We start from the raw sequence: 26778 nt of genomic DNA, 5'->3' as shown, positions 1-26778 counted from the left end.
TGGAATTCAGGGTCTTGGCGCTTCATTGCCGGATAAATGCGTGGAAAGCCGGGCCTTCGAGTGGGAATTATGTGCACGTTTGATGTGCGCAGTTGTTACCGCGCGCACCCGAAGTGTTGAACAAGTGGCTTGCCGGGGTTGTTCCGCATAAGCTTGTGGCAGGTTGCCATGGAGGTCAGTCGATGTCGCATCTACCGCTCGCGTTGGGTCTGTTACTTGTCGCCGCCTGGGTCGACGCGGCGCCGTTGCAGGTACCCACCCCGGCCGAACTCAGGCGCCAGCTCGACAGCCTCAAGCCTGGCCAGTTTCTCTGGTACCCGCAGGTTTCGCCGGTGGGGCCGGTGACCGTGGTGGTCAGCCTCACCGAGCAGCGTGCCTACGTCTATCGCAACGGCATCGCCATTGGCGTCAGCACGGTAAGCAGCGGCAAGGCAGGCCGGGAAACCCCCACCGGGGTCTTCAGCATTCTGCAGAAGAAGGTCGAGCACCAATCCAGCCTCTATAACAGTGCACCGATGCCGTACATGGAGCGCCTGACCTGGGACGGCATTGCCCTGCACGCGGGCCATCTGCCGGGCTACCCGGCCTCCCATGGTTGCGTGCGCCTGCCGCTGGAGTTTGCCAAGAAGCTGTATGAGGTCACCGGTTTCAGCTCGACCACCGTCATCGTGTCCGATACCCACAGTGCACCGGTGGAGGTGTACCACCCTGGCGTGCTGGCCCCCACGGTCAGCGCAGGCAAGGCCCAGGGCCCGCTGGTGCTGAGTAACCAGCAGTTCTGGAACGACCCGGACCCGACGTCAGGGCCGCTGTCGATCCTGATCAGCCGTGCCGACCTGCGCGCCTACGTGTATCGCGGCGGCCAGTTGATCGGCTCGGCGCCCGCACTGTCGCTGCAAAGCAGCCAGCATCGCAGCGGCATGGCGGTGTATTCGCTGCTGCAAAAACCTTCCGCCCTGGCGCTCGATGGCGCGCTACCCTTACGTTGGTCGGTGGTGGGCCTGAGCAACCCGGAATACGGCAGTACGCCCTATGAACAATTGGGGCAGCTGACCATCAATCCGGAATTCCGCCAGCACCTGCGCGCCGCGATGGATGTCGGCACGATGCTGGTGATCACCGACTGGGCGTCGACCCGGGAGACCCGCAGCGACGGTAAATTCACGGTCATCAGCACCGAGGACCGTGAAGAACTTAAGCCATTGGTCAAGAAATGATCGGCAACGGCGCAGAATTCAAGCAAAGTGGTGGCTTTTGGCCGCAAGCCAGCTGAGTTTTTGCTGACAGGCCTTTACCGGGGTAACCGTGTCGATGTTCAAACCCATGCGGGGAGCCGTTCGGCTCTCAGTGGCCAGTATTGGCCTGTTTTTCCTCAGCGCCTGGCAAGCCGCCCACGCGCAACCCCTGCCCACCGCCGCCGAGCTGCAGCAACTGGCGCCGAACGCCAGCCTGTCGACCCTGGCCCTGGCCCTCACCGCCTATGCCTGCGCCAGCCACCGCGAGGCGGGCAAGCTGCTGACGGTGATCGATTACTCCAAGGCCTCGCGGGACAAGCGCCTGTGGGTGTTCGACCTGCGCGCACGCAAACTGCTGTTCGAGGAATGGGTCGCCCATGGCAAGAACAGCGGTGCCGATGTACCGACGACGTTCTCCAACGCCCCCAACAGTTACCAGTCCTCCCTCGGCCTGTATGAAACCGGCCAGATCTACAGCGGCAAACATGGCCGCTCGCTGCGCCTGCAGGGGCTGGAACCGGGGTTCAACGACAACAGCATGTCGCGGGCGATTGTGATGCATGCCGCCGCCTATGCCGACCCCAAGGTCGTGCCCGGCCTGGGTCGCCTGGGGCGCAGCCAAGGGTGCCCTGCCGTGCGGCCGGCCATTGCCGGCAAGCTGATCGACACGCTGCAGCACGGCAGCTATGTGTTTGCCTACTACCCGCAGCAGCACTGGCTGAAGACATCACGTTTTCTCAACCCCCAGAGCTGCCCGCTGGCGAGCCAGTCGGTCGCCAGCAATTAGTCGAAGGACGACCCTCAGATCGCCGTGCCGATGCGATCCAGCTCATGCTTGAGCTGCTCACGGTCCAGGGTGTCGAAAGGCAGCGCGAAGAACGCCTGGCAGCGCGACTCGATGCGGGCCAGCGTGGCGCGGAACGCAGCGTCGACCGTGGCCTCGTCACCCACCACATCGGACGGATCCTCCAGCCCCCAGTGCGCCTTCAGCGCCGGGCCGAAGTACACCGGGCAGGCTTCGCCGGCAGCCTTGTCGCACACGGTGATGACGATGTCGGGTGGGCAATCCTCGAACGCCTCATTGCCCTTGCTGCTTAGCCCGGCCGTGGAGATACCGGCGTGCTGCAAGGTGCTCAGGCTGCGCGGCAACACCTGGCCTTTCGGGAAGCTGCCGGCACTGACGGCTTCAAATCCGCGAGGCGCCAGGTGATTGAACATGGCCTCGGATAGGATGCTGCGGCAACTGTTGGCCGTGCACATGAACAGGACTCGCATGGAGGGCTCCTCCGCTTCGTGGCGGGTGTCAGAGGCTCAGGCGCAACGCCAGAGCCGAAAGGGTGATCAGCAGAACCGGCAGCGTCAGCAGGATGCCGACTTTGAAGTAGTAACCCCAGGTGATGCGCACGCCTTTGCGTTCCAGCACATGCAGCCAGAGCAGCGTGGCGAGGCTGCCGATGGGGGTGATCTTCGGGCCCAGGTCGCAGCCGATGACGTTGGCGTAGATCATCGCCTCGCGCACCAGCCCCTGCGCCTCGCTGGCCTGGATCGACAAGGCGCCGACCAGCACGCTGGGCATGTTGTTCATGACCGACGACAGCCCGGCAGCGACCAACCCGGTACCGATGGCGGCGCTCCACAGCCCTTGCTGCGCAAGGCGGTCGAGCAGGTGGGTGAGCATGTCGGTGAGGCCGGCGTTCTTCAGCCCATAGACCACCAGGTACATGCCGAGCGAAAAAATCACCACCTGCCAGGGCGCTTCGCGCAGCACCCGGCGGGTCGAGATGCGGTGGCCGCGGGCGGCGACGGCAAACAGGATTGCCGCACAGGCAGCGGCTACCGCACTGATCGGGATGCCCAGGGGTTCGAGGGCGAACAGGCCGATCAGCAACACCAGCAGCACCCAGCCACCGACGTTGAAGGTGGCGCGGTCATGAATCGCTTCGCTGGGCTGCTTCAGGGCCGCGACCGCGTACTGCCTGGGGATGTCACGGCGGAAAAACAGCCACAGCACCAGCAGGGTCGCGGCCACACTGGCGAGATTCACCGGCACCATCACCGAGGCATATTCGGCGAAGCCCAGCTTGAAGTAGTCGGCCGAGACGATGTTCACCAGGTTGGAGACCACCAGCGGCAGGCTCGCCGTGTCGGCAATGAAACCTGCGGCCATGACGAAGGCCAGCGTTGCGGCGGGCGAAAAGCGCAGCGCCAGCAGCATCGACATGACGATGGGGGTGAGGATCAGCGCCGCACCGTCGTTGGCGAACAGCGCCGACACGGCGGCACCGAGCAGCACGCAGAAGGCGAACAGGCGGTGGCCGCTGCCATTTGCCCAGCGCGCCACGTGCAGCGCGGCCCACTCGAAGAAACCGGCCTCGTCCAGCAGCAGGCTGATGATGATGACGGCGATGAAGGTGGCAGTGGCGTTCCAGACAATGGCCCACACGGTCGGGATGTCGTGCAGCGAAACGGCACCGGCCCCCAGGGCGATGAGGGCACCGAGCGCGGCACTCCAGCCGACGCCAAGCCCCTTCGGTTGCCAGATGACCAGGGTGAGGGTGAAAACAAAGACGGCAATGGCGACCAGCATGAACACCTCGCTCGCTGCGGATCAGCAGCAGGCAGCGTCACGGACGGGGCGGCCGTCCATGTGCTGCAGGCGCAGTGTGTTTTCGGCCAGCCATTGTGCGTTGGCCTGCAATGTCGCCTGCAACATCTCGTGCACCCAGGCGGGCAGCTGCGGGTTGAGGCGGTAATACACCCATTGCCCCTGGCGGCGATCCAGCAGCATGCCACTGCTGCGCAGCTGCGCCAGATGGCGACTGACCTTTGGCTGGCTGTCGTTCAGGGCACACATCAATTCGCAGACACAGAGCTCACCCAGGCCTGCGATCAGCAGGGTGGCGCGGGTGCGGGTTTCGTCAGACAGGCACTTGAAGACATCGGGTGGCGTGAGCATGGCAGTACCAATACATATGGAAAGCCGAATATACGGATTTCCATATGTTGAATGCAACCACCTGCGTTGAGGTTAACCATTGTCGAGATGCCGGCACTACCTGTGGGAGCGGGCTCGCCCGCGAACACTGGCGAAGCCGGTGCCATTCACCGCGGTGCCTGCTTCGCGGGCAAGCCCGCTCCCACAAGGACCTGTAACCTTGGCAAATCCAGCAGCCCTGAAACCCACCCACTCAGCAGTATCCAACTGCACCTGGCCGCTTCAGGCACTCTTGCGCGATACCATCGCAGTCAGGGCTGCCTTTGCCTCGTCGCTGTTGAGCCGCTCGATGAACAGCAGGCCTTCCTTGGCCACCGTTGCGGCCAGCGTTTCGCGCTGCCCATCCTTGAGCAGACGCCTGCTGATGCGCAGTGCATCGGCAGGCAGCTGCTGCAGGCGCCGGGCCAGCGTGATGGCGGCGGCCAGGCAGTGCGCGCCATCTTCGAGCACTTCGGTCGCAAGGCCCCACTGCACCGCCTGTTCGCCATTGAACGCCTGGTTGCACAGCAGCAGCTGCGCAGCCCGCGCATGCCCCAGCATCTGCGGCAGCAACAGGCTCGCGCCAAACTCCGGGCACACGCCCAGTGCCACGAACGGCGTGCGCAGCTTGGCGTCACGGCTGATCAGCACCTGGTCGCAGTGCAGCAGCAGCGTGGTACCGATGCCGATCGCAGGCCCGGCAACCGCGGCGATCAGCGGTTTGTCCAGCGCCAGCACCGCCCACATCATGCGGAACACCGGGCTTTGCAGGTCTGTCGGGGGGTGGTCGAGAAAGTCCGGCAGGTCGTTGCCGGCGGTGAAGCACTCGGTGCTGCCGGTGATCAGGATCACCTCGACCTGCGGGTCGCTGTTGGCCGCCTCGAACAGCTCCGCCAGCCGTGTGTACATGGCGTTGGTCAGCGCATTGAGTTTGTCCGCGCGGTTCAGGCGCAGGGTCAGCAGGCCTTCGTCGAGTTGCGAGTGGATCAGGTCGGTCATGGGCGGTGCCTCTGTTGTTGTTATCGTGCCCGAGTATAAACAGGCTATCGCGAGCGAGGCGAGTTGCTATACAGTCGTTCAACTGTGCGACCCATGAGAGCCACCGATGACCCAGGAAGCCCGCTTCAGCCGCATGCTGCCCGAACTGCGCAAGGCCAATCTGGTCGAGGCCACCCTGGCCTGCCTGAAGCGCCATGGCTTCCAGGGCGCCTCGATCCGCAAGATCTCCGCCGAAGCCGGCGTCTCGGTGGGCCTGATCAGCCACCATTATTCGGGCAAGGACGAGCTGGTCGCCGAAGCCTACATGGCCGTCACCGGGCGGGTCATGCAACTGTTGCGCGAGGCCATGGCCCAGGTTGCGCCCAATGCCCGCGAACGGCTGTCGGCGTTCTTCCGTGGCTCGTTCAGCGCCGAACTGCTCGACCCGCAGCTGCTCGATGCCTGGCTGGCGTTCTGGGGCGCGGTGAAAACCGCCGAGGCGATCAACCAGGTGCACGACCACTCTTATGGCGAATACCGCCGCGAACTGCGCACGCTGCTGGCCGAACTGGCCCGGGAGGAGGGCTGGGAGCACTTCGATGCCGACCTCGCTGCCATCAGCCTCAGCGCCTTGCTCGATGGCCTGTGGCTGGAGTCCGGGCTGAACCCGGGCACCTTCACCCCGGCCCAGGGCGTGCAGATCTGCGAGGCCTGGGTCGATGGCCTGCAGGCCGGTGGTCGGCAACGCTTCAGCACAGCCACCGAGGGCTGTTGATCGACCGTTCAGCAATCGCTAGTCTTGGCCCACTCTAATAAAAAAATCGCCTTCGGGCGCCTCAGGACTACCCGCAATGACCTCTCAGGTACTGATCGTCGATGACGATCCGCTGATTCGTGACTTGCTCCAGGCCTACCTGTCCCAGGAAGGCTATACCGTCCACTGCGCCGCCACGGCGGAACAGGCTGAAACGCTGCTGAGCGAGCAGCCGGTGGAACTGGTGATGCTGGATATCCGCCTGCCCGGCAAGGACGGCCTGACCCTGACTCGCGAACTGCGGGTGCGCTCGGAAGTGGGGATCATCCTGATCACCGGGCGCAACGACGAAATCGACCGTATCGTCGGCCTGGAATGCGGCGCCGACGATTACGTCAGCAAACCGCTCAACCCCCGCGAACTGGTGTCCCGTGCGAAGAACTTGATCCGTCGCGTGCGCCACGCCCAGGGTACACGCCCGGCCAGCACTGCCAATGTCACCCTCAAGCAGTTCGGCGACTGGTCGCTGGACTGCGACCGCCGCCGCCTGATCGATGCGCAAGGCGGCGAAACCCTGTTGACCCACGGCGAGTTCCAGTTGCTCAGCGTGTTCCTGCGCAACAGTGGCCATACCCTGAGCCGCGATCAGTTGATGGACCAGATCCGCAACCGTGAGTGGGTGCCCAACGACCGTTCCATCGACGTGCTGGTCGGCCGCCTGCGGCGCAAGCTGCACGACGACCCCGCCGAGCCTGAGCTGATCATTACCATCCACGGCGCCGGCTACCTGTTCACCGCCTGCGTGGCCGCGTGAGCAAGTACCTTTTGGGCCTGCTGGTGCTGCTGGCCAGCGGTGCGCTGCAGGCCGCCGGCAGCGTGCGCTACTGCGATTACCCGGTGTATCCGCCGGTGTCCTGGAGCGATGGCAAGCAGCCGCGCGGGCTGGCGCCGACGGTGGTGCGCGAGCTGTTCGGGCGGCTGGGCTACCAGGTCGAGATGGTCGTGCTGGGCAACTGGCAACGCTGCCTGCTCGACGCGGCCGAAGGCCGGGTGGATGTGGTGCTGGCCTACACCTCGGAGCAGCGCGCCAGGACCATGCGCTTTTCCCAGGTGCCGGTACTGCGCGAGGAAGTGGCGGTGTTCGCCAACCGCCAGCACCCGCTGCAGTTCGACACGCTCGAAGACCTCGCCCGCTACCGTGGCGGGTTGTTGTTCGGCGAAAGCTATGGCCCGGCGTTCGACCGTTTCGTGGCGCAGCACCAGAACATCGAGTGGGTGTCGGACAGCGGGCAGAACTTCGGCAAGCTGATTCGCGGGCGTATCGACTTCGTGGTCCAGGAACGGCGCACCGGCCAGCTGTTCGTCGAGCACCTGCCCGGTGCCCAGGACATCGTTGCGCTGGCACCGGCACTGAGCGTCGACTACCTGCGCGTGGCAGTGTCGCGCCATTCACCGCTGAGCGAACGTATGGCCGACATCGACGCGCAATTGCAGCAGATGACCGACGCTGGCGAGCTGGAGCGCTGGCTGCATGAAAGCGAGGTCACCTACCGCGACGTGGTCAGCCAGCCATGACCCGCCTGCAGCCAGGTGGCCTGCTGCGGCGGCTGCTGCTGTTCATCCTGCTGTTCAGCCTGTGCTTCACGGTGCTGGCCAGCAGCGTGCAACTGTACTTCGAGTACCGCCGCGAAATGCGCGAGATCGATGCGCGCATGGCGTTGATCCGCGCCGGCTACCTGGCCAGCCTGGAGCGCAGCCTGTGGGACCTGAACCAGGAGCAGCTGAACGTGCAGCTGCGCGGGTTGGTGGACTTTTCCGATGTGGCGCGGGTGCGCCTGAACAGCGCCGACTTCACCTTGCAGCAAGGTGAGCCGAACCCGCAGGGGCCGCTGCGGGTCGAGCGTTTTGCGCTGGATTACCAGCCACCTTCAGGGCCTGTGCGCCACCTGGGCGAGCTGGAAGTCAGCACTGACCTGGGTGCGGTGCACCGGCGGCTGTTCGCCACCGGCCTGACCAGCCTGCTGTGGATGAGCGTGTTCCTTTGCGGCCTGGCGCTGGCGCTGTCGGGGTTGTTCTATCGCCTGGTCACCCGCCACCTGCAGGTCATGGCCGACTTCGCCCGGCGCATCGGTGCCGGGCAATGGCACGAGCCCCTGCGCCTGAACAAGCGCCGTTCGCCCCATGCCGACGAAATCGACAGCGTGGCGCTGGCACTGGAGGACATGCGCCGGGCCATCCTCAGTGACAGCGAGCGCCGCGAAAGCGACCGCCTGGCCTTGCAGGACAAGCGCGACGAACTGCAGAAGCAGGTCGAGCGGCGCACGGCGAGCCTGATGCGTGCCAAGGACGATGCCGAGGCGGCCAACCTGGCCAAGTCGCGCTTCCTCGCCACCATGAGCCATGAGTTGCGCACGCCGCTCAACGGCATCCTCGGCATGGCCGAGCTGCTGCGTGGCGCCGGGCTCGCGGCGCCCGACCGTCTGCGCCTGGAGGCGCTGTACAAGGCCGGCGAGGGGCTGCTGAGCATCCTCAACGAGGTGCTGTATTTTGCCCGCCTCGAAGAGGGCGAAAGCCGCCCCGAGGCCGTGGATTTTTCCCTGCGTCAGTTGTGTGCCGAGGTCGTGACCCTGCTCGAACCGCGCGCGCTGGCCAACGACAGCCTGGTGCTGTGCCGCATCGACCCGCAGCTGGCCACCTACCAGCACGGCGCCGAGCAGTACCTGCGCCAGGTCCTGAGCAACCTGCTGGCCAACGCCATCAAGTTCACCGAGGGTGGCGAGATCCTGGTCGACGTGCAGGTGGTGCAGGGGCAACCTGGGCGGCAGCGCCTGCGCCTGAGCGTCACCGACGACGGCATCGGCATCTGCGAGGCGATGCAGCCGAAGATCTTCGACCGTTTCGTCCAGGCCAGCGAGGCGGTCGCACGGCGCTATGGCGGCACCGGCCTGGGGCTCGCAATCAGCAAGCACCTGGTCGAGCAGATGGGCGGGCAGATCGGCGTGCGCAGCCGCGAGGGGGAGGGCAGCTGCTTCTGGCTGGAACTGGCGCTGGAAACGGCGCAGGCGCCGCAGGCCCGGGCGCAGGCTGACCGCGCTGTGGCGCCGCTGCACATCCTGGTAGTGGAAGACGTGGACCTGAACCGTGAAGTGGTGCGCGGGCTGCTGACGCGTGACGGGCATGCAGTCTGGCTGGCCGAGGATGCCGAGCAGGGCTTGCAGCTGTGCGCGCAGCAGCGCTTCGACCTGCTCCTGCTGGATGTACACCTGCCCGGCATCAGTGGCGTGGAGCTGTGCCGACAGCTGCGTGCCGGCAGCACGCCCAACCGCGACACGCGCATCCTGGCGCTGACTGCCAGTGTTCAGCCGGGACTGGTGCGTGCCTATCTGGATGCCGGTATGCAGGGGGTGCTGGGTAAGCCGCTGAAGCTTGCGAGCCTGCGCCAGGCCCTGGCGGGGCAGTGTCAGGAGGCACCGCCGGCCACCCCCGCATGGCTTGACCACGAGCTGCTGAACACGCACCGCGCCCTGCTTGGCCAGCAGAAGCTGCAAGGCCTGCTGGCCGGCCTGCGCGACGGCCTGGCGCAACAGCGCCTGCCTTTGCTCGAGGCGGTCGATGCAGGCGATTGCACCGAGGTGACCCACCTGGCCCATCGGTTGGCCGGCAGCAGCGATTCCATGGGCCTGTGCGGCCTGGCGGCGACCCTGCGCCGGCTTGAAGCGCGTGCCCTGGCCCGGGACAAGCCGGGGGTGCGGGCCATGGCGCCATTGCTGCACGAGCAGTTGCAACGTGCGCAAAACAGCCTGGCCGAACTGCTGGCCGCCTGAGCGACAAAATCCTTACGACTTTTTACATCTTTGATCTTTACGATCAACCGGGCCTTACATCGCTTTCCAATAATCGGACTCAACCGCTGCACACGCGGTCTTCGACGCTTATTGGAGATAATAATAATGAAAGGCCGTAAAGCTGAAGGTATCCACCTCACGCGGGCATTGAAGAGCCGGCACATCTTCATGCTCTCGCTCGGTGGCGTGATCGGCACCGGGCTGTTCATGGGCTCGGGGGTGACCATCAACCAGGGCGGGCCGGTGGGCGCGATCCTGGCCTACCTGGTTGCCGGTTTCCTGATGTACCTGGTGATGGTCTGCCTGGGTGAACTGTCGGTGCAGATGCCGGTGTCCGGTTCGTTCCAGGCCCATGCGACGAAATTCATCGGCCCGGCCACCGGTTTCATGATCGGCTGGGTGTACTGGATGAGCTGGGCCACCACCGTGGGCCTGGAGTTCACCGCTGCCGGCATGCTGATGGAACGCTGGTTCCCCGGGGTGCCGATCTGGTACTGGTCGGCGCTGTTCGTCGCGGTGCTGTTCGGCATCAACGCGCTGGCCACCCGTGCCTTCGGTGAGGCGGAATACTGGTTTGCCGGCATCAAGGTGGCGGCCATCCTCGGCTTCATCATCGTCGGTGTGCTGGTGATCTTCGGCGGCATTTCGCTGAACAGCGGGGCGCCGGCGCCGATGATGAGCAACCTGATCGGCGATTCGCTGTTCCCCAATGGCCTGTCGGCGGTGTTCGCGGTGATGATGACCGTGGTCTATGCCTTCCAGGGTTGCGAGATCATGGGCGTGGCGGCGGGCGAGACCGACCAGCCGGAAAAGAGCATCCCGCGGGCCGTGCGCAATGTGGTGTTCCGCGTGCTGATCTTCTATGTGCTGGCGATCGTGGTGCTGTCGGCGATCGTGCCGTGGCAGCAGGCCGGGCTGATGGAAAGCCCGTTCGTGCAGGTGTTCGACATGGTCGGCATTCCTTACGCGGCAGACCTGATGAACTTCGTGATCCTCACCGCGATTCTGTCGGTCGGCAACTCTGGGCTGTATGCCTCCACTCGCATCCTCTGGGCGATGTCCAAGACCGGCATGGCGCCGCGCAGCCTGTCGCCGCTGAGCAGCCGTGGCGTGCCGCTGCGGGCGCTGTTCATCACCCTGTGCTTCGCGCTGGTGTCGCTGCTGACCAGCTTTGTCGCTGCCGACACGTTGTTCATGGTGCTGATGGCGGTGAGCGGCATGGCCGGCACGGTGACCTGGATCGTCATCGCCCTGGCCCAGTACCGCTTCCGCAAGCAGTTCCTGCGGGATGGCGGCCAGTTGAGCGAGCTCAAGTACCGCGCGCCGCTGTACCCGCTGGTGCCGTTGCTGTGCATCACCCTGTGCAGTTCGCTGTTCGTGTTCCTGGCGATGGATGAGACGCAGCGGCCTTCGCTGTACTGGGGCTTCGGCTTCATTGCGCTGTGCTACGCGGCGTACTTCCTGGTACAGCGCAAGCGCCAGGGCGTGGGGCTGGAGCCGGAAATGCCGGCAGCCTGAAACATCGCCTTGCACCGAACCTGTAGGAGCGGCCTTGTGTCGCGAAAGGGCCGCTCCTACACAAGTGTGCGGTAGCTACTGGAAACAGCGGTTGTGGGCAGTTGTACAAAGTTGTAACAGCGCTGGACCGCAAACTTCTGAAATTTCAGATAAGTCCAGATAAAACAAGCACATAGCCAATGTCTTGCGACGTTACAGAGCTATCACCTCGGCAATTGCCTCCTTACTGAACACTCGTTTAGCATGAGCCTCACCTCTCACAGCAATCACAATAATCCGAGGCCCGTCATGACCGCTCCGTCGTCCCTAATCACCCAGGTTGAAGCCGGCGTTGCCTGGATCACCCTGAACCGCCCCGAGCAGCGCAACGCGCTGGACATCCCCACCCTGAAAAAGCTGCACACCACCCTTGAGGCCTACAACACCGACCCCGCCGTGCGCGTGGTCGTCCTGACCGGCACTGGCCGCATCTTCTGCGCCGGCGCCGACCTCGCCGAATGGGCCGAAGCCGAAGCCCGAGGCGCGCTGGAAACCTACGGCTGGACCGAAACCGCGCACGCCCTGATGCACTGTCTGCACACCCTGGACAAGCCCACCATCGCTGCCATCAACGGCACCGCCGTGGGCGCCGGCATGGACCTGTCGCTGTGCTGTGACCTGCGCCTGGCAGCCCAGTCGGCCCGGTTCAAGGCCGGCTACACCAGCATGGCCTACTCGCCGGATGCCGGTGCCAGCTGGCACCTGCCACGGCTGATCGGCAGCGAGCAGGCCAAGCGCCTGCTGTTCCTCGACGAACTGTGGGGCGCCGAACGCGCCTTGGCGGCCGGCCTGGTCGGTGAAGTGGTCGCCGACGACCAGCTGCCAGCCGCCACCGCCGAACTGGCGGCGCGCCTGGCCCAGGGGCCGACGTTCGCCTACGCCCAGACCAAGCGCCTGATGCGCGAAGGCGCTTCGCGCAGCCTGGCCGAGCAGCTCACTGCAGAACTGGCCGCCGGCCTGCTCTGTGGGCGCAGCGACGACGGCGCCGAGGCCCTGCGCGCGGTCACGGAAAAACGCGCGCCCCGCTTCAGCGGCAACTAAGCACTCACTCATTCCCCGGTTACCCAGGAACAGGCCATGAATTTCCAACTGACCCAAGAACAAGAAATGTTGGTGGATGCCGTACGCAGCTTCGTCGCCAAGGAGCTGTTGCCCCATGAAGAAGCCGTGGACCGTGCCGACGAGGTGTCCCCGCAGCTCGCCGCGCAGATCCGTGGCAAGGCCATCGCTGCGGGTTTCTATGCCTTCAACATGCCCGAGGAAGTCGGTGGCGGTGGCCTCGACTACCTGTCCCAGGCGCTGATCGAGCGCGAGCTGTCGAAGGTTTCCTGGGCGCTGCATGTGTTCGTCGCGCGGCCTTCGAAGATCCTCATGGCCTGCACCGGCCAGCAGGTCGAGGACTACCTGCTGCCGTGCATCCGTGGCGAGAAGACCGACTGCTTCGCCCTGACCGAACCGGGCGCCGGCTCCGACGCCAACTCGATCAAGACCCGCGCCGTGCGTGAAGGCGATGACTTCGTGATCAATGGCAGCAAGCACTTCATCAGCCATGCCGGGCACGCCGACTTCGCCATCGTCTTTGCCGTCACCGACACCTACGAGCACAACGGGCGCAAGCGTAACGCGGTCACTGCCTTCCTGGTCGACCGTGGCACCCCGGGCATGACCATCCGCCGTGGCCCCAAATGCGTGAGCAACCGGGGCTACCACACCTATGAGCTGTTCTTCGACGACTGCAAGGTGCCGGCCGCCAAGGTGCTCGGTGAAGTCGGCAAGGGCTGGGACGTGGCCAACGCCTGGCTGACCGCAGGCCGGGTCATGGTCGCCGCCAACTGCGTCGGCCAGGCCCAGCGCGCATTGGACGTGTCGCTGCAATGGGCCGCCGACCGCAAGCAGTTCGGCCAGCCGATCGGCACTTACCAGGGCGTGTCGTTCAAGCTCGCCGACATGGCCACGCAGATCCGCGCCGCCGAGCTGCTGACCCTGCACACCGCCTGGAAGATGGACCAGGGCAGCATGACCGACGGCGAGGCGGGCATGGCCAAGCTGTTCGCCAGCGAAGTGCTCGGCAAGGTCGCCGACGAGGCGGTGCAGATTTACGGCGGCATGGGCCTGATGGACGAGGGTCCGGTCGAGCGGATCTGGCGCAACGCCCGCATCGAACGGATCTGGGAAGGCACCTCGGAGATCCAGCGGCACATCATTTCGCGCGAACTGCTGCGCCCACTGCTGCGCTGACCGGACCGGAGCCTCACCATGTCGCAAGCCATTCGTGACAACCTCAAACGCCTGCTGGCACCCCGGCACCTGGCCTTCGTCGGCGGGCGCAGCATGGCCCGTGCGCTCAAGCGCTGCGCCGACGGCGGCTACCCGGGTCAGATGTGGCTGGTCAACCCGCAGCAGGGCAGCATCGACGGTGTGCCCTGCGTGCGCAGCGTGGCCGAGCTGCCCTGCGCGCCGGACGCGGTGTTCATCGCCACCAACCGCGAACTGACCCTGGCCTGTGTCGCTGAACTCGCCGAAAAAGGGGCGGGCGGGGCGATCTGCTATGCCTCCGGTTTCGCCGAAAGCGGTGCCGAGGGCCAGGCGCTGCAACAGCAGCTGCTCGAAGCTGCCGGCCACATGGCGCTGCTCGGGCCCAACTGCTACGGCCTGCTCGATTACCTGCACTGTGCCGCCCTGTGGCCGGTGGCCCACGGAGGCAAGGCGGTAGAGAAGGGCGTGGCGGTGCTGACCCAGAGCGGCAACTTCGCCTACAACCTGTCGATGAGCGACCGTTCGTTGCCGGTGGCCTACATGGCCTCGGTCGGCAACCAGGCGCAACTGGGCATCGCCGAGCTGATGGACGTGCTGCTCGATGAGCCACGGGTCACCGCCATCGGCCTGCACCTGGAAGGCCTGAAGAACGTGCCGGGTTTTGCCCGCGCCGCGCACAAGGCGCTGGAGAAGGGCATCCCGATCGTCGCGCTGAAGACCGGCGTGTCGCAGATCGGCGCCGAGCTGGCGCTGAGCCACACCAGTTCGCTGTCTGGTTCCGACGCTCTGTACGACAGCCTGTTCCAGCGCCTGGGGGTGATTCGCGTCAGCGGCCCGGTAAGTTTCGTCGAAACCCTCAAGGCTGCCGCCTGCGGCAACCTGCCCAAGGGCCCCAGCCTGATCGCGCTGGCCTGCTCGGGCGGTGATGCCGGGCTGATCGCCGACTACAGCGAAAGCAACCAGCTGAGCCTGCCGGCGCTGGAGGCCAGCCAGGTCGAAGCATTGGCCCAGGTGCTGCCGGCCTACGCCAACCTGGTCAACCCGCTGGACTTCACCACGGCGATCTGGGGCGACGGCCCGGCCAAGGCGCGCATGCTCGACAGCGCCCTGCGCAGCGACGCCGATGCGGCGATGCTGGTACTCGATTACCCCGCCGAGTTCACTGGCGAGCGCACGGAATGCGACCTGCTGCTGGAGCTGTACTGCGCGGCGCTCAAGCGTCATGGCAAGGCCGGTTTCGTCACCTCGGCGTTCCCCGAGCTGTTGCCGGCCAGCGCCCGTGAGCGCCTGCACGCGGCCGGTGTGCCAGCGCTGCAAGGGGTGGAGGATGGCCTGGCGGCGTGGGGCCGGGTGGCCCGTTACGCGCAGCAGCGCCCGGCGTTGCTGGCGCTGGGCGAGTCGGCGCTGGTACCGCTGTGCCCGCAGGCGCTGGCCGGAGACAGCCGCCTGCTCAACGAGTGGGAATCCAAGCAGGCCCTGCGCGGCTTCGGCCTGCCCATCCCGAATGGCGTGCTGAGCAGCCCGCAGCGTGCGCTGGCCGATGCTGGCAAGGTGGGCTTCCCGCTGGTGCTCAAGGCCGTCAGCGCGCAGCTGCCGCACAAGACCGAGGCCGGCGCCGTGGCGCTGAACCTGGCCGATGAGGCAGCGCTCAGCACTGCCCTTGAGCAGATGCGCATGCGCATCGTCGCTTACGCGCCGGGTGTCGCCTTCGACCAGATACTGCTCGAACCGATGGCCAGCGCGCCACTGGCCGAGCTGATCGTCGGCATCAAGCGCGAGGCGGATTTCGGCCTGGCGCTGGTGATCGGTGCCGGTGGTGTTCTGGTCGAGCTGCTCAAGGACAGCCAGAGCCTGCTGCTGCCGACCACCGATGGCGCCATCCGCAAGGCCGTACTGGGCCTGCGCAGCGCGGCCTTGCTGCAGGGCTTTCGCGGCAAGCCGGCGGCCGACCTGGAGGCACTGGTCGCCGCCATCCGCGCAGTGGCCGACTACGCCTGCGAAAACGCCAGCCAGCTGCTGGAGCTGGATGTGAACCCATTGATGGTCGGTGCCAGCGGCACCACGGCGGTCGATGCCTTGATCCGCCTCGGCCAGGTGTAAGGACATGAACATGACGAACCAAACCCTCACAGGCGGCCAGGCGCTGGTGCGCCTGCTGGCCAACTACGGCGTCGATACTGTCTTCGGCATCCCTGGCGTGCACACCCTGGAGCTGTACCGTGGCCTGCCCGGCAGCGGCATTCGCCACGTGCTCACCCGCCACGAGCAGGGCGCCGGCTTCATGGCCGACGGCTATGCCCGGGTCAGCGGCAAGCCTGGCGTGTGCTTTGTCATCACCGGCCCCGGCGTGACCAACGCGGCCACCGCCATCGGCCAGGCTTACGCCGACTCGATTCCGTTGCTGGTGATCTCCAGCGTCAACCACACCGCCAGCCTGGGCAAAGGCTGGGGCTGCCTGCACGAGACCCAGGACCAGCGCGCCATGACCGCGCCGATCACCGCATTCTCGGCTGTGGCGCTGAAGGCCGAAGACCTGCCGGAGCTGATCGCCCGCGCCTATGCCGTGTTCGACAGCGAGCGCCCGCGCCCGGTGCACATCTCGGTACCGCTGGACGTGCTGGCCGCGCCTGTGGCACGGGACTGGAGCAATGACGTGGTACGCCGCCCCGGGCGTGGCCCGGCCAGCCTCGACAGCCTGCAACAGGCGGCCGCCAGGCTGGCGGCGGCAAAGCGCCCGATGATCATCGCCGGCGGTGGCGCCTTGCAGGCCGGCGCCGAGTTGCAGCAGTTGAGCACACGCCTGGCTGCGCCCCTGTTCACCAGTGTCGCCGGCAAGGGCCTGGCACCGCTGGACTCGCCGCTCAATGCCGGCTCAAGCCTGTGCGTGGAGCCGGGCTGGGCGCTGATCGCCGAGGCTGACGTGGTGCTGGCGGTCGGTACCGAGATGGCCGACACCGACTTCTGGCGTGAGCGCCTGCCACTGACCGGCGAGCTGCTGCGAGTGGATATCGACCCGCGCAAGTTCAACGACTTCTACCCCTGCACGCTGGCGTTGCAAGGTGATGCCCGGCAGACCCTGGCGGGTCTGCTCGAACAGTTGCCGGGCGGCGTGCGCGATGCAACCCAGGCCAGTGCCGCCGTGGCTCGCCTGCGCGCTGCCGTGCAGGCGAGCCTGGGGCCCTTGCAGGCGCTTCACCAGGCGATCCTGCAGCGGGTGGCGGCCGAGCTGCCGGACAACGCCTTCATCAGCACCGACATGACCCAGCTGGCCTACACCGGCAATTACCTGTTCAGCAGCAGGGCGCCGCGCAGCTGGCTGCACCCCACCGGCTACGGCACCCTCGGCTACGGTTTGCCGGCAGGCATCGGCGCCATGTTCGCCACGGCCGAGCGCCCAGGCCTGGTGCTGGTCGGCGACGGTGGCTTCCTCTATACGGCGCAGGAACTGGCGACCGCGGTCGAGGAACTGGACCGCCCGCTGGTGGTGCTGTTGTGGAACAACGACGCCCTGGGGCAGATCCGCGACGACATGCTCGACCTGAACATCGAGCCCATCGGCGTACTGCCGCGCAACCCGGACTTCGCCGGCCTGGCCCGTGCCTTCGGCTGCACGGTGGCACAGCCGCAGAGCCTGGACGAACTGCAACGCGACCTGCGCGGCGGCTTTGCCCGCAACGGCGTGACCCTGATCGAGCTCAAGCACGCCTGCGCGCGCTGAGCCCACCCCGCACAACAGGACAACCAGCCATGCGATTTTCCTCTTTGACCCAACGGATCGCCGGCGACGGCGCCGCCGCCTGGGAGATCCACTACCGCGCCCTGGCCATGCTCGAACAGGGCCGCGACGTGCTGCTGCTTTCGGTCGGCGACCCGGACTTCGACACCCCGGCGCCGATCGTCCAGGCCGCCGTTGCAAGCCTCGAGGCCGGCAATACCCATTACGCCGATGTGCGCGGCAAGCGCAGCCTGCGCGAGGCCATCGCCCGGCGCCACCGGCAGCGCAGTGGCCAGGTGGTCAGCGCCGACCAGGTGACGGTGCTGGCGGGGGCGCAGTGCGCGCTGTTCTGCGTGGCGCAATGCGTGCTGGAACCGGGTGACGAAGTGATCGTCGCCGAGCCGATGTATGTCACCTACGAGGCGGTGTTCGGTGCCTGCGGGGCCACGGTGGTACCGGTGCCGGTGCGCCCGGAGCATGGCTTTCGCGTGCAGCCCGAAGACGTCGCTACACGGATTACCCCGCGTACCCGTGCCTTGGCGCTGAACAGCCCGCACAACCCCTCCGGTGCCAGCCTGCCGCGCAGCACCTGGGAGGCCTTGGCCGAACTGTGCATCGGCCATGACCTGTGGCTGATCAGTGACGAGGTGTACAGCGAACTGCTGTTCGAAGGCGAGCACATCAGCCCGGCCAGCCTGCCGGGCATGGCCGAGCGCACGGCGACGCTGAACAGCCTGTCCAAGTCCCATGCCATGACCGGCTGGCGTGTCGGCTGGGTGGTTGGCTCGCCGGCGTTGTCCGCGCACCTGGAAAACCTGGCGCTGTGCATGCTGTATGGCTCGCCCGATTTCATCCAGGATGCGGCGGTGGCCGCGCTGGAACAGCCATTGCCGGAACTTGACGGCATGCGCGAAGCCTACCGCCAGCGCCGCGACCTGGTGTGTGCACGCCTTGCCGATTGCCCGGGCCTGCGGGCGCTCAAGCCCGATGGCGGGATGTTCGTGATGGTCGATGTCCGCGAGACCGGGCTCAGCGCACAGGCCTTCGCCGATCGCCTGCTCGACCAGCACGGTGTGTCGGTGCTGGCCGGTGAAGCGTTCGGCCCGAGCGCGGCCGGGCATATCCGCCTGGGCCTGGTGCTCGGCGCCGAGCCGCTGGCTGAAGCCTGCCGGCGCATTGCCCTGTGCGCCCGCGAACTGATGGAGGGGCAACACAATGCTTGAGTACAGCCGTCTGTTCATCGATGGCCGCTGGCAGCCACCCGTGGGGCAGGGCATGGCCGAGGTGATCGACCCGGCCAGCGAGGCGGTGGCCGGCAAGGTGCCGTTGGGTAACGAAGAGGATGTGGAACGCGCCGTCAACGCGGCGCGAAGGGCGTTCGCCGACTGGTCGCGCACGCCGTCCAGCGTGCGCGCCGGGTTCATTCACGCCCTGGCCGAACAGCTCAAGGCGCGGGCCGACGAGATGGCCGCGGTGATCACCACTGAGCTGGGCATGCCGGTGCAGTGGTGCCGGTCGGTACAGGTCGATGGTCCCATCGCCGGGCTTGAGCAGTACATCGAGCTGGCCGGCCTGATGGACGAAGTGCGCGAAGCCGGCAACTCGCTGGTGTACCGCGAGGCCGTGGGCGTATGTGCGTTCATCAACCCTTGGAACTACCCGCTGCACCAGTTGATCGGCAAGCTCGCGCCGGCCTTGGCCGCAGGCTGCACGGTAGTGGTCAAGCCGAGCCAGGAGACCCCGCTGCATGCCTTCCTGCTGGCCGAAATGATCGAGGCCATCGGCTTGCCGGCCGGGGTGTTCAACCTGGTCAGCGGGCCGGGGGCGAAGGTCGGTGAGGCGCTGGCACGGCACCCGCAGGTAGACATGGTCTCGTTCACCGGCTCCACCGGCGCGGGCGTGCGGGTTGCTCAGGCGGCGGCGCCGTCGGTGAAGCGGGTGTGCCTGGAGCTGGGCGGCAAGTCGCCGTTCCTGATTACCGCTGACGCTCCGCTGGAAGCTGCGGTGCGCCATGGCGTGCAGGACGTGATGATCAACTCGGGGCAGACCTGCACCGCGCTGACGCGCATGCTGTTGCCGGCGTCGCGTTATGCCGAGGCCCTGGAGATCGCCGTGGACCAGGCGTGCGGCCTGGTCATGGGCGACCCGCAGGACCCGCGCAGCTTCCTCGGGCCGATGTGCTCGGCCGGGCAGCGGCGCACGGTGCAGGACTACATCCGGGTCGGCCAGGAGGAGGGCGCGCGGCTGTTGTGTGGCGGGGTGAGTGCGCCGGGCTTCGAGCGTGGGTTCTATGTGCCGCCGACGCTTTTCGCCGACGTCGACAACCGCATGCGCATTGCCCAGGAAGAAATCTTCGGGCCGGTACTGTGCCTGATTCCCTATGCCGACGAGGCCGAAGCCATTGCCCTGGCCAACGACTCGCCGTTCGGGCTGTCCAGCGCGGTGTGGGCCGGTAGCCGCGACAAGGCGCTGCAACTGGGCCGCCAGCTGCGTGCGGGGCAGTGCTTCGTCAATGGCGGGGCGTTCAACTACCAGGCGCCGTTTGGCGGCTACAAACAGTCGGGCAATGGCCGCGAGTGGGGGGAAGAAGGCCTCAACGAGTTTGTCGAGGTGAAGGCCATCCAGCTCTGAATGCCAGGAGCAACTGTCTTGCTCAAATCTTGAAAACTGGCGCAGTCCCTGTGGGAGATCACCCAGCCCTTTGGGCTGCGCTGTCGCGCAGAGAACAAAGCCTCAGCATGCGCCGCTTTACCCTGTGGGAGCGGGCGTGCCCGCGAAGCATGCGACGCGGTGCATGGCACCGGCTTCGCCGGTGTTCGCGGGCGCGCCCGCTCCCACAGGGACCGCGCCAGTTTTCAGAAACGGCGTTCAGGCTGAGTGTTCCTTCGGCGTATCGAACGCCACGAACAGCTGATCCGCCGTGATCGCCCCCAGGTCCAGGCGCATGTTCTGCTCCAGCATCGCGAACAGCCGGGTGAACACCTCGTACACCTTGCAGTGATCCTCGAGCCCGGCAAACGGGTTGTCGATCTTCTCGGCGATCAGCGAGCTTTCCTGCACGGCGTCATACACCTCGCGCAGGGTGATTTCCTGCGGCGCGCGGGCAAGGGTCACACCGCCCTGGGCGCCGCGGTACGAGGTCAGGATATTGGCCTTGACCATCTGCGACACCATCGAGCGCACGCGGGTCGGGTGCACCTTGACCCATTTGGCGATGGTTTCGGTGCGCAGCTTCTGCGGGGCATTGGCCGCCACGAACGAAAGGATGTACGAGGCGGTGATGAGTCGGGTCGACTGGCTCATGGGGCAAAGGCTCCCTGCGAAAACGTCAATGTTACACCACTGAAAAAGCCCGGTATCGGGCGCTGGAAATCAGCTTGTCCTGCCGCTAATGTATTTGTTACGGTAACAATTACAAATTGTAAACAGCTTCTACGCAATCCGCTTTGACCGAACAACAACTACTTGCGGTTCAACAGGGGCAAATGCCATGAGCGATAACAACAAGAACAAACCTCACGCCATTCTGGGCGGCGGCCTGCCGCGCCGAGATTTCCTCAAGTACAGCGCGGCCGCTGCGGCCATGGCCGGGGTGTTTTCCCTCGGCCTGCCGCTGCGCGGCCTTGCCGACGAGGCCACGCCAAAGCCGGGCGGCACCTTGCGCCTGGGCCTGGCCGGGGGCAGTACCACCGACTCCAAAGACCCCGGTTCGTGGGTCGACACCTTCACCTTCATCGGCTTCTCGGCGGTGTACAACACGCTCACCGAAATTGCCGTGGACGGCACCGCCATCCCCGAGCTGGCCGAGCACTGGGTGTCGAGCCCCGACGCCAAGGTCTGGACGTTCACCCTGCGCCAGGGCGTGACCTTCCACAACGGCAAGACCCTGAGCGCCGATGATGTGGTGGCCTCGATCCAGCATCACCTGGGCGAAAAATCCACCTCTGCGGCCAAGACCGTACTGGGCGATGTGGCCAAGGTGCACGCCAGCGCCCCCGACACCGTGGTGTTCGAGCTGCACTCGGGCAACGCCGACTTCGCCTACGTTGTCGCCGACTACCACCTGGTGATCATGCCCGCCAAGGACGGCCTGGCCGACTGGCAGGCTGGCGTGGGCACCGGCGGTTACCGCATCAAGGGCTTCGAGCCCGGCGTGCGCATGGACCTGGAGCGCAGCCCCGACTACTGGAAACCGGGCAGGGCGCACTTCGCCAGCGCCGAGCTGATCGCCATCGCCGACGGCGCCGCGCGGGTCAACGCGCTGGTCACCGGCAAGGTCGATGTGATCAACAAGGTCGACCTCAAGACCGTGTCCTTGCTCAAGCGCAACCCGAAACTGGTGATCGAGGAAACCAAGGGCGCCCAGCACTACACCTTCCCGATGCTCACCGACAGCCAGCAGTTCCGTGACAACAACGTGCGCATGGCCCTCAAGCACGCGATCAACCGCGAGACCCTGCTGGCCTCGGTGCTGTACGGCTACGGCCAGGTCGGCAACGACCACCCGTTGCAGCCGGCCAACCGCTTCATCAACCCGGCGCTGGAGCAGCGCGTCTATGACCCGGACAAGGCGCGCTTCTACCTGCGCCAGGCCGGCATGGACAGCCTCAAGGTGCGCCTGCAGGCGTCCGATGCCGCCTACAGCGGCGCAGTGGATGCCTCGGTGCTGTTCAAGGAGCAGGCGCGCGTGGCCGGGATCGACATCGACGTGGTGCGCGAACCTGCCGACGGATTCTTCACCAATGTGTGGATGAAGCAGCCGTTCACCACCTCGTTCTGGTACTCCAGCCTCACCGCCGACCGCATGTTCAGCATCGGCTACGCCAAGGGCGCGGCGTGGAACGAGACCCACTGGGACAACCCGCGCTTCAACCAGCTGCTCAACGCCGCCCGTGGCGAGATGAACGAGCCGCTGCGCCGCGAGATGTACAACGAAATGCAGGCGCTGTGCCGCGATGACGGCGGGGCGATCGTGCCGCTGTTCGCCAGCTCCGTCGCCGCCCGTTCCAGCCGCGTGGCCCATGGCCCGCTGACGGCGCCCTATGGCGAGCTGGACGGCCTGCGGGTGATCGAGCGCTGGTGGCAGGCCTGAGCTGTTGACCCTGCATCGAGTCGAGGCATCCAGTGAAGGAGTGATACGGTGAACAATCTTGGCAAACTGCTGGTGCAGCGGCTGGCCCTGGGCCTGTTGTCGCTGTTTGCGGTCTCGGTGGTGATCTTCCTGGCAGTGAGCATGCTGCCAGGCGACATCGCCCAGGCCATGCTCGGCCAGTCGGCCACCCCGGAAACCGTGGCGGCGTTGCGCGCCCAGCTGGGGCTGGACCTGTCGCCCGTGCAGCGTTTCGTGCAGTGGGCGTGGCGCCTGGTGCACGGTGACCTGGGGCTGTCGCTGGCCAACCAGCGGCCGATCGTCGAGTTGGTGGGCGCGCGGCTGGGCAACACCTTCAGCCTGGCCCTGCTGGCGGCGCTGTTCTCGGTGCCGACGGCGTTGCTGCTGGGCATGCTCGCGGCGTTGTACCGCAACAGCTGGTTCGACCGCCTGCTCAATAGCGCTGCGCTGAGCGCGGTGTCGTTCCCCGAGTTCTTCGTCGCCTACCTGCTGATCCTGCTGTTCGCGGTGAAGCTCGAATGGCTGCCGGGCATCTCCAGCCTGCCTGCGGATGCCTCGCTGGGCGAGGTGCTGGAAGTCTCGGTGCTGCCGGTGGCGACCCTGAGCCTGGTGGTGATCGCGCAGATGATGCGCATGACCCGTGCCTCGCTGATCAACCTGCTGGCCAGCCCCTACATCGAAATGGCCCGGCTCAAGGGCGTGTCGCCGGCGCGGGTGATCTTCAGGCACGCCTTGCCCAATGCCCTGGCGCCGATCGTCAACGTGGTGGCGCTGAACCTGGCGTACCTGGTGGTGGGCGTGGTGGTGGTGGAGGTGGTGTTCGTCTACCCGGGGCTTGGCCAGTTGCTGGTGGACTCGGTGGCCAAGCGCGACATCCCGGTGGTGCAAGCCTGCAGCCTGATCTTCGCCGGCACCTACATCCTGCTCAATACCGGCGCCGACGTGCTGTCGATCGCCAGCAACCCACGCCTGATGCATCCGAAGGGGTAGACCATGAGCCTGATCACACCTGTGCTGCGCGCACCCCTGAGCGCCAAGTTCGGCCTGCTGGTGATTGTTGCCTACACCGTGGTGGCGCTGTTCGCGCCGCTGCTGGCGCCGTACGGCGAAACCCAGGTGGTGGGCGAGGGCTTCGCGCCGTGGAGCCCGCAGTTCCTGCTGGGCACCGACAACCTTGGCCGCGACACCTTCAGCCGCCTGCTGTTCGGCGCCCGCAACACCTTGGGCATCGCCTTCCTGACCACCAGCCTGGCCTTCCTGCTGGGTGGCCTGTGCGGGCTGATCGCGGCCATCAAGGGCGGCTGGATCGACCAGGGCCTGTCGCGCCTGGTGGACATCCTGATGGCCATCCCGCAACTGATCTTCGCCTTGCTGATCCTCAGCGTGGTCGGCACCACCGCCACCTCGCTGGTGCTGGTGATCGCCCTGCTCGACGCCACGCGGGTGTTCCGCCTGTCGCGGGCGGTGGCGATGAACGTGGTGGTGCAGGACTTCGTCGAGGCCGCGCGGCTGCGTGGCGAAGGGCTGTGGTGGCTGGTCACCCGCGAAGTGCTGCCCAATGCCGCGGCGCCACTGATCGCCGAATTCGGCCTGCGCTTCTGCTTCGTCTTCCTGTTCATCAGCGCCTTGTCGTTCCTTGGCCTGGGCATCCAGCCGCCGACCGCCGACTGGGGCAGCATGGTGCGCGACAACGCGGTGCTGATCACCTTCGGTGACATCAGCCCGCTGCTTCCGGCCCTGGCGGTGGCGTTGATCACGGTGAGCGTGAACTTCGTCGTCGACTGGGTGCTGCACCTGTCCAGTGGCCTGAAGGAGTGCTGAACATGAACCCTGATACATTGCTGGAAATCCGTGACCTGCGCATAGAGGGCCACCACGACGGCGCCTGGCACCCGCTGATCAAGGGCATCGACCTGACCCTCAAGCGCGGCGAGGTGCTGGGCCTGATCGGCGAGTCGGGTGCCGGCAAGTCGACCCTGGGCCTGGCCGCGATGGGCTACGTGCGCGACGGTTGCCGGATCAGCGGCGGCAGCGTGTGCTTCGATGGCATCCCGTTGCTCGATTGCAGCGCCGAAACCCTGCGCAAGCTGCGCGGGCTGCGCATCGCCTACGTGGCGCAGAGTGCTGCCGCCTCGTTCAACCCGGCGCACCGGCTGATCGACCAGCACGTGGAAACGGCCATTACCAACGGCGGCATAGACCGCGCCAAGGCCGAGGCCGAGGCGGTGGAGCTGTACCGCATCCTGCGCCTGCCCGACCCCGAACACATTGGCCAGCGCTACCCGCATCAGCTGTCTGGCGGCCAGTTGCAGCGGGTGATGACGGCCATGGCCATGGCCTGCCACCCGGACCTGATCATTTTCGACGAACCGACCACGGCGCTCGACGTCACCACCCAGATCGAGGTGCTCGCGGCGATCCGCGATGCGGTGAAGACCTTCGGCAGCGCCGCGCTGTACATCAGCCATGACCTGGCGGTGGTGGCGCAGATGGCCGACCGCATCATGGTGCTGCGCCACGGCAGCCTGGTGGAAGAAGCGCAGACCCGCAACATGCTCAGTGCCCCGCAGCAGGCCTATACCCAGTCGCTGTGGGCGGTGCGCAATTTCCACACGTCGCCCAAGGCTTGCCCGCGCCATGAACAGCCTTTGCTGGAAGTGCGCAATGCCGATGCCCGCTATGGCCAGCAGCCGGTGCTGCACGATGTGTCGCTGAAGCTCTTTCGCGGCCAGACCCTGGCGGTGATCGGCGAGTCGGGCAGCGGCAAGAGCACCACGGCGCGGCTGATCAGTGGCCTGCTGCCGCCAACCTCGGGCCAGGTGCTGTACGACGGCGAGGCCTTGCCGGCCGACTACCGCCAGCGCAGCAAGGAGCAGCTGCGGCGCATCCAGATGATCTACCAGATCCCTGACACCGCGCTCAACCCAAGGCAGCGCATCGTCGACATCATCGGCCGGCCGCTGAGCTTCTACCTGGGGCTCAAGGGCAAGGCGCTGCGCGAGCGGGTCGCCGACCTGCTGCGGATGATCGACCTGGAGCCGGCCAAGTACCTGGATCGCCTGCCACGCGAGCTGTCGGGCGGGCAGAAGCAGCGGGTCTGCATCGCCCGAGCCCTGGCCGCCGAACCGCAACTGATCATCTGCGACGAAGTGACCTCGGCGCTCGACCAACTGGTGGCCGAGGGCGTGCTCAAGCTGCTCGACCGTATCCAGCGCGAGCTGGGCGTGGCCTACCTGTTCATCACCCACGACGTGGCCACCGTGCGCGCCATCGCCGACGAGGTGCTGGTGATGCAGCGCGGGCGGGTGGTCGACCATGGCCGCCGCGAGGCAATCTTCCAGCCGCCGCACCGTGACTACACCGGGCTGCTGTTCGCCTGCGAACCGGAGATGGACCCCGACTGGCTCGACCGCCTGCTGGCGACACGCAACTCCAATTCCCCTTTGGCAACTGTTTGAGGATTGCCCATGAAAGTCCTGATCGTCCACGCTCACCCCGAGCCTCAATCCTTCACCGCTGCCCTGCGTGACCAGGCGGCACAGACCTTCCGCGCCCAGGGCCATGAGGTGCAGGTCAGCGACCTGTACGCCATGGGCTGGAACCCGGTGGCCAGCGCCGACGACTTCAGCCACCGGGAAAACCCCGACTACCTGGTGTATGCGCTGGAGCAGCGCCTGGGCGTGAAGAGTGGTTCCATCGCCCCGGATATCCAGCAAGAGCTGGACAAGCTGCTGTGGGCCGACCTGCTGGTGCTGAACTTCCCGATCTTCTGGTTCTCGGCGCCGGCGATGCTCAAGGGCTGGATCGACCGGGTGCTGGTGTCCGGGGTGTGCTACGGCGGCAAGCGCTTCTACGACCAGGGCGGCCTGGCCGGCAAGCGCGCGCTGGTGACCGTGACCCTGGGCGGGCGTGAGCACATGTTCGGCGAGGGGGCGATCCACGGGCCGCTGGAGGACATGCTGCGGCCGATTTTGCGTGGGACCCTGGCCTATGTCGGCTTCGAGGTGCTGGAGCCGTTCGTGGCCTGGCATGTGCCGTACATCAGCGATGAGGCGCGCCAGGCGTTCCTGAACAACTACGAACAGCGCCTGCAGCATCTGTCGGATGACCTGCCGCTGAGCTTCCCACGGCTGGACCAATTCGATGAGGCACTGTATCCGCTGCAGCGCTGATCACTTGCGCAGTCTGAGCGACTGCGCAGCACCTGTGGGAGCGGGCGTGCCCGCGAAACAGGCGGCGCGATGGATGGCACCGGCGTTGCCGGTGTTCGCGGCGGTTCGACGCCTCGACTCGCCCGCTCCCACAGAGATTGCGCAAGCTTTCAGAATTTGAATAAGACAGTTGCTCCCACGAA

23 protein-coding genes are annotated in these 26778 nt (G+C 66.2%); 18 read left to right on the top strand and 5 right to left on the bottom strand.

What is annotated here, in order from left to right; all coding sequences use genetic code 11:
* Nucleotides 1-182 precede the first annotated feature (182 nt).
* Together CAF78_RS23840 and CAF78_RS23835 are read left to right on the top strand one after the other, a co-directional pair.
* Nucleotides 183-1217 carry a L,D-transpeptidase gene (locus CAF78_RS23840; protein ID WP_085677340.1) on the top strand — a complete coding sequence of 345 codons (1035 nt, stop codon included), beginning with the start codon at nucleotides 183-185 and terminating at the stop codon, nucleotides 1215-1217.
* Between the two features lie 88 nt (nucleotides 1218-1305).
* Entirely contained in the window at nucleotides 1306-2022 is a 717-nt protein-coding gene (locus CAF78_RS23835) for a murein L,D-transpeptidase catalytic domain family protein (RefSeq protein ID WP_085677339.1), read from the top strand.
* 14 nt (nucleotides 2023-2036) lie between these two features.
* Here the strand turns inward: CAF78_RS23835 and CAF78_RS23830 are convergent, their stop codons facing one another.
* The 4 genes from CAF78_RS23830 to CAF78_RS23815 form a co-directional block, all read right to left on the bottom strand.
* Complete coding sequence (locus CAF78_RS23830; RefSeq protein ID WP_085677338.1) at nucleotides 2037-2510, bottom strand: arsenate reductase ArsC; 474 nt, start codon at nucleotides 2508-2510, stop codon at nucleotides 2037-2039.
* 28 nt (nucleotides 2511-2538) lie between these two features.
* Nucleotides 2539-3822, bottom strand: coding sequence for an arsenic transporter (locus CAF78_RS23825; RefSeq protein WP_085677337.1), 1284 nt, complete (start codon nucleotides 3820-3822; stop codon nucleotides 2539-2541).
* A gap of 21 nt (nucleotides 3823-3843) precedes the next feature.
* Nucleotides 3844-4191, bottom strand: a complete 348-nt coding sequence (locus CAF78_RS23820; RefSeq protein WP_085677336.1) for a metalloregulator ArsR/SmtB family transcription factor — start codon at nucleotides 4189-4191, stop codon at nucleotides 3844-3846.
* A gap of 261 nt (nucleotides 4192-4452) precedes the next feature.
* Nucleotides 4453-5208, bottom strand: coding sequence for an enoyl-CoA hydratase-related protein (locus CAF78_RS23815; RefSeq protein ID WP_085677335.1), 756 nt, complete (start codon nucleotides 5206-5208; stop codon nucleotides 4453-4455).
* 106 nt (nucleotides 5209-5314) lie between these two features.
* Here CAF78_RS23815 and CAF78_RS23810 point away from each other — a divergent pair, with 106 nt between their 5' ends.
* The 11 genes from CAF78_RS23810 (at nucleotide 5315) to CAF78_RS23760 (ending at nucleotide 19945) form a co-directional block, all read left to right on the top strand.
* Complete coding sequence (locus CAF78_RS23810; protein ID WP_085677334.1) at nucleotides 5315-5962, top strand: TetR family transcriptional regulator C-terminal domain-containing protein; 648 nt, start codon at nucleotides 5315-5317, stop codon at nucleotides 5960-5962.
* Between the two features lie 76 nt (nucleotides 5963-6038).
* A complete protein-coding gene (locus tag CAF78_RS23805; protein WP_085677333.1) occupies nucleotides 6039-6755 on the top strand; it encodes a response regulator in 717 nt (238 codons plus the stop codon).
* Nucleotides 6752-7516, top strand: a complete 765-nt coding sequence (locus tag CAF78_RS23800) for an ABC transporter substrate-binding protein (protein WP_085677332.1) — start codon at nucleotides 6752-6754, stop codon at nucleotides 7514-7516. The genes CAF78_RS23805 and CAF78_RS23800 overlap by 4 nt, the downstream gene beginning before the upstream one ends.
* Nucleotides 7513-9765, top strand: coding sequence for an ATP-binding protein (locus CAF78_RS23795; protein ID WP_085677331.1), 2253 nt, complete (start codon nucleotides 7513-7515; stop codon nucleotides 9763-9765). Before CAF78_RS23800 ends, CAF78_RS23795 begins: the two co-directional genes overlap by 4 nt.
* Nucleotides 9766-9891: 126 nt before the next feature.
* Nucleotides 9892-11304, top strand: a complete 1413-nt coding sequence (locus CAF78_RS23790; RefSeq protein WP_085677330.1) for an amino acid permease — start codon at nucleotides 9892-9894, stop codon at nucleotides 11302-11304.
* A 288-nt stretch (nucleotides 11305-11592) separates the two neighbouring features.
* Nucleotides 11593-12384, top strand: a complete 792-nt coding sequence (locus tag CAF78_RS23785) for an enoyl-CoA hydratase/isomerase family protein (protein ID WP_085677329.1) — start codon at nucleotides 11593-11595, stop codon at nucleotides 12382-12384.
* 36 nt (nucleotides 12385-12420) lie between these two features.
* Complete coding sequence (locus tag CAF78_RS23780) at nucleotides 12421-13581, top strand: acyl-CoA dehydrogenase family protein (protein ID WP_085677328.1); 1161 nt, start codon at nucleotides 12421-12423, stop codon at nucleotides 13579-13581.
* A gap of 18 nt (nucleotides 13582-13599) precedes the next feature.
* A complete protein-coding gene (locus tag CAF78_RS23775) occupies nucleotides 13600-15699 on the top strand; it encodes an acetate--CoA ligase family protein (protein ID WP_085677327.1) in 2100 nt (699 codons plus the stop codon).
* Between the two features lie 10 nt (nucleotides 15700-15709).
* Nucleotides 15710-17317 carry a 5-guanidino-2-oxopentanoate decarboxylase gene (locus CAF78_RS23770; RefSeq protein WP_085677422.1) on the top strand — a complete coding sequence of 536 codons (1608 nt, stop codon included), beginning with the start codon at nucleotides 15710-15712 and terminating at the stop codon, nucleotides 17315-17317.
* Nucleotides 17318-17346: 29 nt separating this feature from the next.
* Nucleotides 17347-18537, top strand: a complete 1191-nt coding sequence (locus CAF78_RS23765) for a pyridoxal phosphate-dependent aminotransferase (protein WP_085677326.1) — start codon at nucleotides 17347-17349, stop codon at nucleotides 18535-18537.
* Nucleotides 18530-19945, top strand: coding sequence for an aldehyde dehydrogenase family protein (locus CAF78_RS23760; protein WP_085677325.1), 1416 nt, complete (start codon nucleotides 18530-18532; stop codon nucleotides 19943-19945). The genes CAF78_RS23765 and CAF78_RS23760 overlap by 8 nt, the downstream gene beginning before the upstream one ends.
* A 237-nt stretch (nucleotides 19946-20182) precedes the next feature.
* Here CAF78_RS23760 and CAF78_RS23755 read toward each other — a convergent pair whose 3' ends face one another.
* Nucleotides 20183-20617 (bottom strand): Rrf2 family transcriptional regulator, encoded by a 435-nt coding sequence (locus CAF78_RS23755; RefSeq protein ID WP_085677324.1) that lies wholly within the window; start codon nucleotides 20615-20617, stop codon nucleotides 20183-20185.
* 187 nt (nucleotides 20618-20804) lie between these two features.
* Here CAF78_RS23755 and CAF78_RS23750 point away from each other — a divergent pair, with 187 nt between their 5' ends.
* The 5 genes from CAF78_RS23750 to CAF78_RS23730 are packed head-to-tail and all read left to right on the top strand — an operon-like array spanning nucleotide 20805 to nucleotide 26596.
* Complete coding sequence (locus CAF78_RS23750; RefSeq protein ID WP_085677323.1) at nucleotides 20805-22406, top strand: ABC transporter substrate-binding protein; 1602 nt, start codon at nucleotides 20805-20807, stop codon at nucleotides 22404-22406.
* Nucleotides 22407-22454: 48 nt separating this feature from the next.
* Nucleotides 22455-23414, top strand: a complete 960-nt coding sequence (locus tag CAF78_RS23745; protein WP_085677322.1) for an ABC transporter permease — start codon at nucleotides 22455-22457, stop codon at nucleotides 23412-23414.
* 3 nt (nucleotides 23415-23417) lie between these two features.
* Nucleotides 23418-24245 carry an ABC transporter permease gene (locus tag CAF78_RS23740; protein ID WP_085677321.1) on the top strand — a complete coding sequence of 276 codons (828 nt, stop codon included), beginning with the start codon at nucleotides 23418-23420 and terminating at the stop codon, nucleotides 24243-24245.
* Nucleotides 24246-24247: 2 nt separating this feature from the next.
* The gene (locus tag CAF78_RS23735; protein WP_143515104.1) at nucleotides 24248-25882 is read left to right on the top strand and encodes an ABC transporter ATP-binding protein; all 1635 of its coding nucleotides are present in this window, start codon (nucleotides 24248-24250) and stop codon (nucleotides 25880-25882) included.
* A 9-nt stretch (nucleotides 25883-25891) separates the two neighbouring features.
* Complete coding sequence (locus CAF78_RS23730; RefSeq protein ID WP_085677320.1) at nucleotides 25892-26596, top strand: NAD(P)H-dependent oxidoreductase; 705 nt, start codon at nucleotides 25892-25894, stop codon at nucleotides 26594-26596.
* The last annotated feature ends 182 nt before the right edge of the window (nucleotides 26597-26778 follow it).

It is taken from the genome of Pseudomonas sp. R28(2017), assembly GCF_002112505.1.
In the GTDB taxonomy this organism is placed as follows: domain Bacteria; phylum Pseudomonadota; class Gammaproteobacteria; order Pseudomonadales; family Pseudomonadaceae; genus Aquipseudomonas.
Note: the sequence above shows the minus strand (reverse complement) of the source record. Positions and strands in the feature narration are given on the sequence as shown.

What these genes read in the sequence shown, in the direction of transcription:
- CAF78_RS23840 (WP_085677340.1), top strand. Translation starts at nt 183, where the DNA reads ATGTCGCATCTACCGCTCGCGTTGGGTCTGTTACTTGTCGCCGCCTGG.
- CAF78_RS23830 (WP_085677338.1), bottom strand. Translation starts at nt 2,510, where the DNA reads ATGCGAGTCCTGTTCATGTGCACGGCCAACAGTTGCCGCAGCATCCTA.
- CAF78_RS23825 (WP_085677337.1), bottom strand. Translation starts at nt 3,822, where the DNA reads ATGCTGGTCGCCATTGCCGTCTTTGTTTTCACCCTCACCCTGGTCATC.
- CAF78_RS23820 (WP_085677336.1), bottom strand. Translation starts at nt 4,191, where the DNA reads ATGCTCACGCCACCCGATGTCTTCAAGTGCCTGTCTGACGAAACCCGC.
- CAF78_RS23815 (WP_085677335.1), bottom strand. Translation starts at nt 5,208, where the DNA reads ATGACCGACCTGATCCACTCGCAACTCGACGAAGGCCTGCTGACCCTG.
- CAF78_RS23810 (WP_085677334.1), top strand. Translation starts at nt 5,315, where the DNA reads ATGACCCAGGAAGCCCGCTTCAGCCGCATGCTGCCCGAACTGCGCAAG.
- CAF78_RS23805 (WP_085677333.1), top strand. Translation starts at nt 6,039, where the DNA reads ATGACCTCTCAGGTACTGATCGTCGATGACGATCCGCTGATTCGTGAC.
- CAF78_RS23795 (WP_085677331.1), top strand. Translation starts at nt 7,513, where the DNA reads ATGACCCGCCTGCAGCCAGGTGGCCTGCTGCGGCGGCTGCTGCTGTTC.
- CAF78_RS23790 (WP_085677330.1), top strand. Translation starts at nt 9,892, where the DNA reads ATGAAAGGCCGTAAAGCTGAAGGTATCCACCTCACGCGGGCATTGAAG.
- CAF78_RS23785 (WP_085677329.1), top strand. Translation starts at nt 11,593, where the DNA reads ATGACCGCTCCGTCGTCCCTAATCACCCAGGTTGAAGCCGGCGTTGCC.
- CAF78_RS23780 (WP_085677328.1), top strand. Translation starts at nt 12,421, where the DNA reads ATGAATTTCCAACTGACCCAAGAACAAGAAATGTTGGTGGATGCCGTA.
- CAF78_RS23775 (WP_085677327.1), top strand. Translation starts at nt 13,600, where the DNA reads ATGTCGCAAGCCATTCGTGACAACCTCAAACGCCTGCTGGCACCCCGG.
- CAF78_RS23770 (WP_085677422.1), top strand. Translation starts at nt 15,710, where the DNA reads ATGACGAACCAAACCCTCACAGGCGGCCAGGCGCTGGTGCGCCTGCTG.
- CAF78_RS23765 (WP_085677326.1), top strand. Translation starts at nt 17,347, where the DNA reads ATGCGATTTTCCTCTTTGACCCAACGGATCGCCGGCGACGGCGCCGCC.
- CAF78_RS23760 (WP_085677325.1), top strand. Translation starts at nt 18,530, where the DNA reads ATGCTTGAGTACAGCCGTCTGTTCATCGATGGCCGCTGGCAGCCACCC.
- CAF78_RS23755 (WP_085677324.1), bottom strand. Translation starts at nt 20,617, where the DNA reads ATGAGCCAGTCGACCCGACTCATCACCGCCTCGTACATCCTTTCGTTC.
- CAF78_RS23750 (WP_085677323.1), top strand. Translation starts at nt 20,805, where the DNA reads ATGAGCGATAACAACAAGAACAAACCTCACGCCATTCTGGGCGGCGGC.
- CAF78_RS23740 (WP_085677321.1), top strand. Translation starts at nt 23,418, where the DNA reads ATGAGCCTGATCACACCTGTGCTGCGCGCACCCCTGAGCGCCAAGTTC.
- CAF78_RS23735 (WP_143515104.1), top strand. Translation starts at nt 24,248, where the DNA reads ATGAACCCTGATACATTGCTGGAAATCCGTGACCTGCGCATAGAGGGC.
- CAF78_RS23730 (WP_085677320.1), top strand. Translation starts at nt 25,892, where the DNA reads ATGAAAGTCCTGATCGTCCACGCTCACCCCGAGCCTCAATCCTTCACC.